Genomic DNA, 12,707 nt, shown 5'->3' with positions numbered 1-12,707 from the left:
GTCATTGCTTTTCTTTTTTCACATCACCTGTGACAGGCTTTGTGTGTTTTGTGGGGTGCTTAAACGCCCGGCTCCTTATGCAGTCGACGACATGCAGTGCCATCCTCACGGAACAGATGACAACGCTCTGGCGGCAGGCCGATAGCGAATGTGGCACCTTCTTCTACCAACACCACGTCGTTCTGGCGGTACACCAGGTTTTGACGAATGGAAGGGATCTGGATATGGATTTGAGTTTCGTTGCCGAGTTGCTCGACGACCTGAACTTCACCCTCAAGGATGACGTCAGCGATATCACTCGGCAGTAGATGTTCCGGGCGAATACCCAGCGACATATTGGCTCCAACCTGGACATCACGGCTTTCAACAGGTAGCCAGACTTGCTGACGATTTGGCATCGGCAGCTCCACCTGCACTTGATCGATTGCGGTGGCGGTCACTTTTACCGGCAGGAAGTTCATCTTTGGCGAACCGATAAATCCGGCGACAAAACGGTCTGCCGGATAGTGGTACAGCTCCAGCGGTTTCCCAACCTGCGCCACGCGACCGGCGTCCAGTACCACGATTTTGTCGGCCAGCGTCATCGCTTCGACCTGATCGTGGGTGACGTAAATCATTGTGCGGCCCAGGCGTTTATGCAGGCGGGAGATTTCGATACGCATTTGCACACGCAGTGCAGCATCGAGGTTGGAGAGCGGTTCATCGAGCAAAAATACGCTTGGCTCGGCCACCAGCGTACGGCCAATCGCCACACGCTGACGCTGACCACCGGAGAGCGCTTTCGGTTTGCGATCCAGCAAATGCGCCAGTTGTAGTACTTCCGCCACCTGGTTGACGCGTTGGTTAATCACCTCTTTTTTTGCGCCTGCCAGTTTCAGGCCAAATGACATGTTTTCTGCTACTGACAGGTGGGGATAGAGTGCGTAAGACTGAAACACCATACCAACGCCGCGTTCTGCTGGCGGAGTGTCATTCATCCGTTTCTCACCGATGAACAGGTCGCCGCTGGTGATCGTCTCAAGCCCGGCAATCATGCGCAGTAAAGTCGATTTACCGCAGCCAGACGGTCCGACAAACACCACGAATTCACCTTCATGGATATCGAGATTGATATCTTTCGATACCACGACCTCGCCCCAGGCTTTCGTTACATTTTGCAGCTGTACGCTCGCCATGCCCTTCTCCCTTTGTAACAACCTGTCATCGACAGCAACATTCATGATGGGCTGACTATGCGTCATCAGGAGATGGCTTAAATCCTCCACCCCCTGGCTTTTTTATGGGGGAGGAGGCGGGAGGATGAGAACGCGGCTTCTGTGAACTAAACCGAGGTCATGTAAGGAATTTCGTGATGTTGCTTGCAAAAATCGTGGCGATTTTATGTGCGCATCTCCACATTACCGCCAATTCTGTAACAGAGATCACACAAAGCAACGGTGGGGCGTAGGGGCAAGGAGGATGGAAAGAGGTTGCCGTATAAAGAAACTAGAGTCCGTTTAGGTGTTTTCACGAGCACTTCACCAACAAGGACCATAGATTATGAAAATAAAAACAGGTGCACGCATCCTCGCATTATCCGCATTAACGACGATGATGTTTTCCGCCTCGGCTCTCGCCAAAATCGAAGAAGGTAAACTGGTAATCTGGATTAACGGCGATAAAGGCTATAACGGTCTCGCTGAAGTCGGTAAGAAATTCGAGAAAGATACCGGAATTAAAGTCACCGTTGAGCATCCGGATAAACTGGAAGAGAAATTCCCTCAGGTTGCGGCAACTGGCGATGGCCCTGACATTATCTTCTGGGCGCACGACCGCTTTGGTGGCTACGCTCAATCAGGCCTGTTGGCTGAAATCACCCCGGACAAAGCGTTCCAGGACAAGCTGTATCCGTTTACCTGGGATGCCGTACGTTACAACGGCAAGCTGATTGCTTACCCGATCGCTGTTGAAGCGTTATCGCTGATTTATAACAAAGATCTGCTGCCGAACCCGCCAAAAACCTGGGAAGAGATCCCGGCGCTGGATAAAGAACTGAAAGCGAAAGGTAAGAGCGCGCTGATGTTCAACCTGCAAGAACCGTACTTCACCTGGCCGCTGATTGCTGCTGACGGGGGTTATGCGTTCAAGTATGAAAACGGCAAGTACGACATTAAAGACGTGGGCGTGGATAACGCTGGCGCGAAAGCGGGTCTGACCTTCCTGGTTGACCTGATTAAAAACAAACACATGAATGCAGACACCGATTACTCCATCGCAGAAGCTGCCTTTAATAAAGGCGAAACAGCGATGACCATCAACGGCCCGTGGGCATGGTCCAACATCGACACCAGCAAAGTGAATTATGGTGTAACGGTACTGCCGACCTTCAAGGGTCAACCATCTAAACCGTTCGTTGGCGTGCTGAGCGCCGGTATTAACGCCGCCAGTCCGAACAAAGAGCTGGCGAAAGAGTTCCTCGAAAACTATCTGCTGACTGACGAAGGTCTGGAAGCGGTCAATAAAGACAAACCGCTGGGTGCCGTAGCGCTGAAGTCTTACGAGGAAGAGTTGGCGAAAGATCCACGTATTGCCGCCACCATGGAAAACGCCCAGAAAGGTGAAATCATGCCGAACATCCCGCAGATGTCCGCTTTCTGGTATGCCGTGCGTACTGCGGTGATCAACGCCGCCAGCGGTCGTCAGACTGTCGATGAAGCCCTGAAAGACGCGCAGACTCGTATCACCAAGTAATGCTGTGAAATGCCGGATGCGGCGTGAACGCCTTGTCCGGCCTACAAAACCGAAACGTATGTAGGCCTGATAAGACGCGTCAGCGTCGCATCAGGCAGTTGTTGTCGGATAAGGCGTGAAAGCCTTATCCGTCCTGGAATGAGGAAGAACCCCATGGATGTCATTAAAAAGAAACATTGGTGGCAAAGCGACGCGCTGAAATGGTCAGTGTTAGGTCTGCTCGGCCTGCTGGTGGGTTACCTTGTTGTTTTAATGTACGCACAAGGGGAATACCTGTTCGCCATTACCACGCTGATATTGAGTTCAGCGGGGCTGTATATTTTCGCCAATCGTAAAGCCTACGCCTGGCGCTATGTTTACCCGGGAATGGCTGGAATGGGATTATTCGTCCTCTTCCCTTTGGTCTGCACCATCGCCATTGCCTTCACCAACTACAGCAGCACTAACCAGCTGACTTTTGAACGTGCGCAGGAAGTGTTGTTAGATCGCTCCTGGCAAGCAGGCAAAACCTATAATTTTGGTCTTTACCCGGCGGGCGATGAGTGGCAACTGGCGCTCAGCGACGGCGAAACCGGCAAAAATTATCTCTCCGACGCTTTTAAATTTGGCGGCGAGCAAAAACTGCAACTGAAAGAAACGGCCGCCCAGCCTGAAGGCGAACGCGCGAATCTCCGCGTGATTACCCAGAATCGTCAGGCGCTGAGTGACATTACCGCCATTCTGCCGGATGGCAACAAAGTGATGATGAGCTCCCTGCGCCAGTTTTCTGGCACGCAGCCGCTCTACACACTCGACGGTGACGGTACGTTGACGAATAATCAGAGCGGCGTGAAATATCGTCCGAATAACAAAATTGGCTTTTACCAGTCCATTACCGCCGACGGCAACTGGGGCGATGAAAAGCTAAGCCCCGGTTACACCGTGACCACCGGCTGGAAAAACTTTACCCGCGTCTTTACCGACGAAGGCATTCAGAAACCGTTCCTTGCCATTTTCGTCTGGACCGTGGTGTTCTCGCTGATCACCGTCTTTTTAACGGTGGCGGTCGGCATGGTTCTGGCGTGTCTGGTGCAGTGGGAAGCGTTGCGCGGCAAAGCGGTCTATCGCGTCCTGCTGATTCTGCCCTACGCGGTGCCATCGTTCATTTCAATCTTGATTTTCAAAGGGTTGTTTAACCAGAGCTTCGGTGAGATCAACATGATGTTGAGCGCGCTGTTTGGCGTGAAGCCCGCCTGGTTCAGCGATCCGACCACCGCCCGAACGATGCTGATTATCGTCAATACCTGGCTGGGTTATCCGTACATGATGATCCTCTGCATGGGCTTGCTGAAAGCGATTCCGGACGATTTGTATGAAGCCTCAGCAATGGATGGCGCAGGTCCGTTCCAGAACTTCTTTAAGATTACGCTGCCGCTGCTGATTAAACCGCTGACGCCGCTGATGATCGCCAGCTTCGCCTTTAACTTTAACAACTTCGTGCTGATTCAACTGTTAACCAACGGCGGCCCGGATCGTCTTGGCACGACCACACCAGCCGGTTATACCGACCTGCTTGTTAACTACACCTACCGCATCGCTTTTGAAGGCGGCGGGGGTCAGGACTTCGGTCTGGCAGCAGCAATTGCCACGCTGATCTTCCTGCTGGTGGGCGCGCTGGCGATAGTGAACCTGAAAGCCACGCGAATGAAGTTTGATTAAGGGAGATAACAAAAATGGCAATGGTCCAACCGAAATCGCAAAAAGCACGTTTGTTTATTACTCACCTGCTACTGCTACTTTTTATCGCGGCGATTATGTTCCCGCTGCTGATGGTCGTCGCCATCTCGCTGCGTCAGGGGAACTTCGCGACCGGTAGTCTGATCCCGGAGCAAATCTCCTGGGATCACTGGAAACTGGCGTTAGGTTTTAGTGTGGAACAGGCTGATGGTCGCATTACGCCACCGCCATTCCCGGTACTGCTGTGGCTGTGGAACTCGGTAAAGGTCGCCGGGATTTCCGCGATTGGCATTGTGGCGCTCTCCACCACCTGCGCCTACGCTTTCGCCCGTATGCGCTTTCCAGGCAAAGCGACGCTGCTGAAAGGAATGCTGATTTTCCAGATGTTCCCGGCAGTACTTTCACTGGTCGCGTTGTATGCGTTGTTTGATCGTCTGGGTGAGTACATTCCATTCATTGGCCTGAATACTCACGGCGGCGTAATTTTCGCGTATCTGGGTGGGATTGCGCTGCATGTCTGGACCATCAAAGGCTATTTCGAAACCATCGACAGTTCGCTGGAAGAAGCGGCGGCGCTGGATGGTGCGACACCGTGGCAGGCCTTCCGCCTTGTCCTGTTGCCGCTGTCAGTACCGATTCTGGCGGTGGTGTTCATTCTGTCGTTTATCGCTGCCATTACTGAAGTTCCGGTCGCATCGCTGTTACTGCGTGACGTAAATAGCTACACCCTGGCCGTGGGGATGCAGCAATACCTCAACCCGCAAAACTACCTGTGGGGTGACTTTGCCGCCGCTGCCGTGATGTCTGCATTACCGATCACCATCGTCTTCTTGCTGGCTCAACGCTGGCTGGTCAACGGCCTGACGGCAGGTGGTGTGAAAGGTTAAAGATGTTGTTCTGCCAATGTTATGCCGCTGCACCCTCAACTTACGTTATCCCAACTTGTGACTGTTATTCGGCGCTCCACGGAGCGCCTTTTTTTACTCCCGCTTCAGCCGTTTCGAATTACACAGCCACAGGGTGATCACCAGTAACAGGATCGCTGCCGAGTAGATCAACACATCCAGTGGCGATTTATGATCGACGATGATCAAGCGCACAATGGCGGTGATCCCAATATAGACAAAGTAACGTAGCGGGAAGTGAAAACCGGACTGAAAGTACTTCACAATCAGCGCGATAAATTCGAAATAGAGAAAGTAAACCACCAGCCCTTCTACCAACTCATATTTGCTGGTTTGTTCTGGCGCGAACAGCACATCAGCCAGATGCACCGTTTCTTTGCCGAGGAAGACAACCAAAATCAGGCCGAGGCACAGCAGACCAAGATTGAGTACGGTCTGCAAAATGGTGGAGATAAACTCCACGCGCGGACGAGAGAGTGACGTCATAGCAGTACCTCCTTCACAGTGGCGAGCTTCCTGTATAACGCAAAAATGTGACGGAGATCTATATTTTTTGTGTATTTTTTGTTCAGCTCGATTAAGTGAGCATCTCCCATCAACGTCGCATCTGGCAAAACACACAGCCCCAAAAAATCACCCATTCAGGTGATTCCCAGCCACCAGCAATGCGCGAAAAATCGACAATGTTCCTCTGGAACAAATGAAACGTAACCTGATAAAGGTGGTAAAAATGAAGCCTTATTTTGCTGCTTTGATGTTATCAGTCTCTGTTCTTCCTGCTTATGCTGGTCCGCTCGGTACTGCTGATAAAACCGACCTACCGCAAAGCAATGTCTCCAGCCCAATGATGGCCCAGTCGCTCAGGCAACCAGACCTGCAACCGATATCGACGGACAGGAAGACAGAATGTTTTCGCCTTTACACACCAGATCGCAAACCGGGGGTGAACTGCGTTCCTGATGGCTCGACAGGCCATTAAGAATGAAGGTGCCAGTGAGTGCGAAAACTGGCACCTTTCCCATGACTTAGCGGAAATTGACGCTACGGTCGCTGGTCATGTCATACAACTGGAACTTACGCCCAAGTTGCTGACCACCGTCACGCGTCAGCGGCGTCCAGCCAATTGCCGCACGGCTGCGTGTCGGGCCAGACGAGAAGAGATCCAGCGGTACAGAGACATACACGCCTTTGGTAAAGTCCCCTTCGCCGTACTCCTCTTTCGAAACATTCGTGATCGTGGCATAGCCACCCACCACCACGCCGCTATCAAAGCGTTTGGCGATCTCCAGCGTGCCGCCTTTATCCCCTGCCAGATACTGCCCGACGCTGGCTTTCACTAACACATCCTGAGCGAAAGATGGCGTCCAGTATGCGGTCAGATGTCCGGTTTTCACGCTGTAGTCGGTGAATTTCATCATATCTTTTGCGCTACGCCAGTCGCGCTGTTTAACGTAGTTGGCATCCAGACCAAACGCCCAGTTGCTGTCCAGCGGGCGATACAACACTTCTGCCCCCGCACCGCCAAACATGGTTTCGAGATAACCACCGTAGACCTGACCGTAGAAGCCGTTGCCCAGATGCTGGAAGTAGTTGGCTTGCAGGTTATTCACATAGACATCGTTCTGCACATACTCGCGCACATGGGTACGAACGCGCGGTAAGTGCGAGTCCTGCGGCGGGTTGGTGTAGTTAAACTTGTCGTAGTTGTTGGCAAGATTTGCAAACAGGCTGCCGGTGGTGAGCAGATGGTCCGTCAGCCATAAATCCGCCGTTCCCATCACGCCCAGCTGATACATGTAAAAGTTTTCCGGGCCACCGACCGACTGGTTCAGCACCGGATCGATATGGAAATCAAAGCGTGATTTGTCGATATACCAGCCCTGCTCGGTGGACTGCGGAACCACTGGCTCGACGCGTTTTTGCGCCAGCGTCGTTTCGTGGCCCAACGGCTCTCCGCCGAGATGATTTTTCAGGCTGGCGACATCGGTTTCCGTCGTCACCTGCGGCATGTTAAGGCGATTTTCCGTAATGCGGATCGTTTTGATCCCATCCGGCAGATCGTTCATCACGATCCGATTAGCACGGATGATCCCTTCGCGCGAATCACGATATTTCACCTGCTCGCCGGTAACATACAGCGTATCGCCTTTCGCCTGGATCTGCGGATCGGCCAGTCCGGCGTTGTATTTCAACAGCGTTAACTGATTCGCCACCACCGAGTGCTGCAAAATGGCATCCTGCGGCTGCGGTTGATATTGCGGGCGGGCGTTATCGCTGTAAGACGGGCGCAGATCGTTAAAGTTGGTGCGCAACGTAACGCCAAACATAAAGGTGTTGCCACGTTCATAGCTAAGGTTAACGTCGGCCCAATCGGTAACGCGATAAATCGCACCGACGTTAAACTTACTTTTTTGCTCCAGCTTCCCGGCAAAATCCTGCTGATAATTATTGCCTTCATACTCCAGTTTCAGGCGCAGCGGTTGCCAGGGCGTCTGGTATTCCACGCCGCCAAACAGTGAGGTCGGGCCGTGGAACATCTGGCTACCGTCGATAGATCCCGCCTGTTTGTAGCTGTTATCGCGATAGCAAAATTTATCACTGGCTGAACAGAGCGGATTTTTCACATTACCGCTGGTGCCCAGATATCCCCAGCCCAGGCCGAGCGTAAAATCGAACGGCCCCCAGGCTTTGCTGGCAACAAGATATTCCGCATCAAACAGCCCCGTACCGCCGATATCCCGCGCACCAACCGCCACTTGCGGCAGCCAGTAACTCTCTTCCCACAAACGCAGTTTGAGATCGAAGGCTTTATCTTTATACGTTTGATCACCAGAGAACGCTTCGACGCTGCTGTACTGCCGGGTGCGCACATCGGTATAGCGCAGCGTTGTTTCCAGCCACGGGAAGAGTTGCACTGAAGCTGAGTAATAACGGTACTGATCGTTATCGCGATAGTTCAAACTCAACTCCCCTTCCCGCGCCATGCGGGCGGTAGGCGTTTGTAATAATCCTACGCCACCGAAATCCGACTGCGACGGACCAATGGGCGCAGGATATGTTTCGCCGTAGCAAGCTGTGCTAATGCCCAGCGCCAGTAAGCTAAGCAGATGTCTTTTTTTCATTATTGAGGTATCCGCTGCGTCAGAGTCTGAAGAATGTCGGCGTTAAGGGCATCAGGCGTCTCACTCCAGACGGAGTCCGCGAGGCCAACATAAATAATGCTGCCGGGCATCGGCTCTACGTGACGCTTGTTCCAGTAAGCCACCGGCGCTTTTTGCGTGCGTCCGTCCGGGTAAACCACCCACGCGTAGCTGCGATCCGCACCGCTAAGCAGGTTCTGCCCGGAGAGATAGCTCGCCACGTCGCGACCCGGAGTGAATGGCTGCTTGCCAGGACGGCTGATAAGCCCGAACAACATGACCGTGGACGGCGGTGGTCCGACCCACAGCGTGTAGTTGCCCTGCAACGGCGGGTTACCGCGTTCGGCAACGCGGACGATATCGGGATCAAGATTGATTTTTTGCCTGCCCGTCACTTTCAACGCCTGAATTTGCTGGCGTAAGGCGTTAATCGCGGCGGCATCGTCGGCGCTGGAGTCTGCGGCTAGTTCTGCCAGCCGTGTCAGCAACGCCTGCTGCTGACGCAATGCTGCCGCCGTTGCCAGCTCTTCGCTAATCACCGCACCGGGCCACCAACTGTTTGCCAGCCGTGGTTGGCCTACCAGATCGATTAAATGCTCTGCACCCGTCAGCGTTTTGGCCTCACTGCTGCCATTGCTGAATACCTTGACGGTTCCCGCCGCGAAGACCGATGACGCCCCCACACTCAAAATCAATGCGACAATAGTTTGTTTAATCATTGTTTTGCCGCCTTGATGAGAGTGGTTTTCACCGGGAAATAATCCGCGCCGAGATACTGTTCCGACTGGCGAATTTGCCCTTCGCTGTCGATCCAGTAGCGGTTATGCCAGCGCGCCTGGTCGGTGGAGACTTCTTCGTCCAGCACGCGAACCGGGGTTTCATCGCTGCCGACTTTGACGGTATCGGTGCCATCCCATTTGAAGACTGAGCGTGCGGTGGCGTAGCGTACCTGCTGGTACTCGGTCCAGCCCATCGTGCGCGTCCAGGTTGCACCATCAACAATTTGTGCGGGTTTAATCAGCGGGTCGGCAGCAAGGTTATTCACTTCAATCAGGTTGTCGCCGCCAAGCAAAGTCTTCACCAGACGACCATGTTGTGTGACAAGAGTGGCCTGATCCTGAGTGACCCATTTTTGTTGTCCGTCTTCAGCGAAGGCCAGCACCACAAACAATTGCGGCCCGCCATTAAGCTGCATGTACTGGCTGGCGTAGGGCATATTTTGAATATCATCGTCCGTCAGCTGTACGCCTGGCGTGCCGAACAGACTGTCCCACAGTGAATTGCCCAGCTCTTTAGTCGTGGCTGAACAGGCCTGTAATAGCAGGCAGATAAGAATGAGTGCAGGTCGCTTCACGACTCTTCTCCAGAGGGGCAGAATAACCACACCGGAGTGTGGTTATGGTTAATCCCTTCATATTTCAAGCCACAGATGCAATGACCCGAATTATTTTGGGATACATACTTTATTACTGGGTACTGGTGGTCGTGGTTGTTGTGGTCCCGGTATTAGAACCATCACCGCCACCGGTTGCCGCGAGCGCGACACCCACCGCCGAGCTTACGGTGCTGACGCTGGTCGCGGAGGAACTCCCCGCCGAAACCGACGTTGCTGCCGACCCTGCCGCTTCGCCCACCTGTACAGGTGCAGCCCACGCAGAAGTCGCCGCAAGCGCAGATATGGCAAAAATGCCATACAGAACTTTTTTCATAACAATTTCCCTTCATTGAATGAATGGAGATTTACCCAAAAACATTTCGGGCGGGATCGAGTATACACAACTAAAGCATGCGAATTACGGCGCGGAGAATTAGCGATGGCGTTTTAGGATAATTGGAATGAATATCAAATATAAGTTTCAACTTATATTTAAATAACAATAAAAATCATAAACTTAAAATAAAAACAAAAGTGATTAATCTGCGTATTTTCCGAAATAAACAACGATTAAAAATCTATTTTAGGATTAACCTCACGGTATGATTTCCGTTAAATCACAGACAAGGGGATTTATCTGATAAAAAAATGCCGACATAACGTCGGCATTGTTATTAAGGTTTATAAATTAACCGCGCCACGCTTTATAGCGGTTAATCAGACCATTGGTCGAGCTATCGTGGCTGCTGATTTCTTTGTCATCTTTCAGCTCTGGCAGAATACGGTTCGCCAGCTGTTTACCCAGTTCCACGCCCCACTGGTCGAAGGTGAAGATGTTCAGGATCACGCCCTGAGTAAAGATTTTGTGCTCATACAGCGCAATCAACGCACCCAGGCTGAACGGAGTGATTTCACGCAGCAGGATGGAGTTGGTCGGGCGGTTACCTTCGAACACTTTGAACGGCACCACGTAGTCAAGCGTTGCCGGATCTTTACCCTGATCACGATATTCCTGCTCAACCACTTCGCGGGATTTACCAAACGCCAGCGCTTCGGTCTGAGCAAAGAAGTTAGACAGCAGTTTCTGGTGATGATCAGAGAGTGGGTTATGGGTGATAGCCGGGGCGATGAAATCGCACGGTACCATTTTGGTTCCCTGGTGGATCAGCTGGTAGAACGCGTGCTGACCGTTTGTGCCTGGTTCACCCCAGATAATCGGGCCAGTCTGGTAATTCACGACGTTACCGTTACGGTCAACGTACTTACCGTTGGACTCCATATTGCCCTGCTGGAAGTACGCCGCGAAACGGTGCATATACTGGTCATACGGCAGAATCGCTTCAGTTTCCGCGCCAAAGAAATTGTTGTACCAGATGCCAATCAGCGCCAGCAGTACAGGCAGGTTTTTCTCGGCAGGCGTGGTGGAGAAATGCTTGTCCATCGCGTGTGCGCCAGAAAGCAGTTCAACGAAGTTATCAAAGCCGATGGAGAGAACAATCGACAGGCCAATCGCTGACCACAAAGAGTAACGGCCGCCAACCCAGTCCCAGAACTCGAACATGTTGGCAGTATCAATACCAAACTCGCCAACGGCTTTGGCGTTGGTTGAGAGCGCAGCGAAGTGTTTCGCAACGTGCTTCTCATCACCTGCCGCTTTCAGGAACCAGTCACGCGCGCTATGGGCGTTGGTCATGGTTTCCTGAGTGGTGAAGGTTTTAGAGGCTACCAGGAACAGCGTGGTTTCCGGGTTTACTTTTTTCAGCACTTCCGCGATGTGAGTCCCATCGACGTTAGAAACAAAGTGCATGTTCAGGTGATTTTTGTACGGACGCAGTGCTTCGGTCACCATGTACGGGCCGAGGTCAGAACCACCGATCCCGATGTTCACTACGTCAGTAATTGCTTTGCCGGTATAACCCTTCCACTCACCGGAGATAATCGCTTCCGAGAAGGTTTTCATCTTCTCCAGCACCGCGTTGACTTCCGGCATTACGTCTTTGCCATCAACCAGAATCGGGGTATTGCTACGGTTACGCAGCGCTACGTGCAGCACGGCGCGGTTTTCAGTACGGTTGATCTTCTCGCCAGAGAACATCGACTTAATCGCGCCCGCCAGATCGCACTCTTTCGCCAGATCCTGTAATTTCGCCAGCGTCTCTTCAGTGATGCGGTTTTTGGAGTAATCCACCAGCATCTGATCGTCGAAGGTTGCGGAGAACTTAGAAAAACGATCGCCGTCTTTAGCAAAAAGATCGGCGATCGTAACGTCTTTCATTTCATCGAAGTGTTTCTGTAGTGCCTGCCAGGCAGCGGTCTGCGTTGGATTGATGTTTTTCATTAGCAATACTCTTCTGATTTTGAGAATTGTGACTTTGGAAGATTGTAGCGCCAGTCACAGAAAAATGTGATGGTTTTAGTGCCGTTAGCGTAATGTTGAGTGTAAACCCTTAGCGCAGTGAAGCATTTATTAGCTGAACTACTGACCGCCAGGAGTGGATGAAAAATCCGCATGACCCCATCGTTGACAACCGCCCCGCTCACCCTTTATTTATAAATGTACTACCTGCGCTAGCGCAGGCCAGAAGAGGCGCGTTGCCCAAGTAACGGTGTTGGAGGAGCCAGTCCTGTGATAACACCTGAGGGGGTGCATCGCCGAGGTGATTGAACGGCTGGCCACGTTCATCATCGGCTACAGGGGCTGAATCCCCTGGGTTGTCACCAGAAGCGTTCGCAGTCGGGCGTTTCGCAAGTGGTGGAGCACTTCTGGGTGAAAATAGTAGCGAAGTATCGCTCTGCGCCCACCCGTCTTCCGCTCTTCCCTTGTGCCAAGGCTGAAAATGG

11 protein-coding genes and 1 riboswitch are annotated in these 12,707 nt (G+C 52.4%); of the genes, 4 read left to right on the top strand and 7 right to left on the bottom strand.

The window, feature by feature from the left end; genetic code table 11:
• Positions 1–59: 59 nt before the first annotated feature.
• Positions 60–1,175 (bottom strand): maltose/maltodextrin ABC transporter ATP-binding protein MalK, encoded by a 1,116-nt coding sequence (gene malK / locus ACJHXB_RS21130; protein WP_000179165.1) that lies wholly within the window; start codon positions 1,173–1,175, stop codon positions 60–62.
• A gap of 364 nt (positions 1,176–1,539) precedes the next feature.
• Between malK and malE the strand changes: the two genes are divergently transcribed.
• The 3 genes from malE to malG all read left to right on the top strand — a co-directional run bounded on the left by malE (position 1,540) and on the right by malG (position 5,333).
• Positions 1,540–2,730 carry a maltose/maltodextrin ABC transporter substrate-binding protein MalE gene (malE, locus tag ACJHXB_RS21125; protein WP_000695387.1) on the top strand — a complete coding sequence of 397 codons (1,191 nt, stop codon included), beginning with the start codon at positions 1,540–1,542 and terminating at the stop codon, positions 2,728–2,730.
• 153 nt (positions 2,731–2,883) lie between these two features.
• A complete protein-coding gene (gene malF / locus ACJHXB_RS21120) occupies positions 2,884–4,428 on the top strand; it encodes a maltose ABC transporter permease MalF (protein WP_001468914.1) in 1,545 nt (514 codons plus the stop codon).
• A 14-nt stretch (positions 4,429–4,442) separates the two neighbouring features.
• On the top strand, positions 4,443–5,333 hold the full coding sequence (malG, locus tag ACJHXB_RS21115; RefSeq protein ID WP_001252058.1) for a maltose ABC transporter permease MalG: 891 nt from the start codon (positions 4,443–4,445) through the stop codon (positions 5,331–5,333).
• A gap of 93 nt (positions 5,334–5,426) precedes the next feature.
• Here malG and psiE read toward each other — a convergent pair whose 3' ends face one another.
• Complete coding sequence (gene psiE / locus ACJHXB_RS21110) at positions 5,427–5,837, bottom strand: phosphate-starvation-inducible protein PsiE (protein ID WP_000202902.1); 411 nt, start codon at positions 5,835–5,837, stop codon at positions 5,427–5,429.
• A gap of 214 nt (positions 5,838–6,051) precedes the next feature.
• Here psiE and ACJHXB_RS21105 point away from each other — a divergent pair, with 214 nt between their 5' ends.
• A complete protein-coding gene (locus ACJHXB_RS21105) occupies positions 6,052–6,330 on the top strand; it encodes a hypothetical protein (protein WP_001328330.1) in 279 nt (92 codons plus the stop codon).
• Between the two features lie 46 nt (positions 6,331–6,376).
• Here the strand turns inward: ACJHXB_RS21105 and ACJHXB_RS21100 are convergent, their stop codons facing one another.
• The 5 genes from ACJHXB_RS21100 to pgi all read right to left on the bottom strand — a co-directional run bounded on the left by ACJHXB_RS21100 (position 6,377) and on the right by pgi (position 12,204).
• Entirely contained in the window at positions 6,377–8,473 is a 2,097-nt protein-coding gene (locus ACJHXB_RS21100; RefSeq protein ID WP_000745729.1) for a YjbH domain-containing protein, read from the bottom strand.
• Positions 8,473–9,210, bottom strand: coding sequence for a capsule biosynthesis GfcC family protein (locus ACJHXB_RS21095; RefSeq protein ID WP_000595521.1), 738 nt, complete (start codon positions 9,208–9,210; stop codon positions 8,473–8,475). The genes ACJHXB_RS21100 and ACJHXB_RS21095 overlap by 1 nt, the downstream gene beginning before the upstream one ends.
• On the bottom strand, positions 9,207–9,845 hold the full coding sequence (locus tag ACJHXB_RS21090; RefSeq protein WP_001296632.1) for a YjbF family lipoprotein: 639 nt from the start codon (positions 9,843–9,845) through the stop codon (positions 9,207–9,209). The genes ACJHXB_RS21095 and ACJHXB_RS21090 overlap by 4 nt, the downstream gene beginning before the upstream one ends.
• Positions 9,846–9,957: 112 nt before the next feature.
• Complete coding sequence (yjbE, locus tag ACJHXB_RS21085; RefSeq protein ID WP_000757333.1) at positions 9,958–10,200, bottom strand: exopolysaccharide production protein YjbE; 243 nt, start codon at positions 10,198–10,200, stop codon at positions 9,958–9,960.
• A gap of 354 nt (positions 10,201–10,554) precedes the next feature.
• Positions 10,555–12,204: a glucose-6-phosphate isomerase gene (gene pgi, locus ACJHXB_RS21080; protein ID WP_000789988.1), complete on the bottom strand. Its 1,650-nt coding sequence runs from the start codon at positions 12,202–12,204 to the stop codon at positions 10,555–10,557.
• A 236-nt stretch (positions 12,205–12,440) separates the two neighbouring features.
• Positions 12,441–12,637: riboswitch (Lysine riboswitch) on the top strand.
• Positions 12,638–12,707 lie beyond the last annotated feature (70 nt).

This window comes from Escherichia sp. WS3227_2 (assembly GCF_046486495.1).
Taxonomy (GTDB): domain Bacteria; phylum Pseudomonadota; class Gammaproteobacteria; order Enterobacterales; family Enterobacteriaceae; genus Escherichia; species Escherichia coli.
Note: the sequence above shows the minus strand (reverse complement) of the source record. Positions and strands in the feature narration are given on the sequence as shown.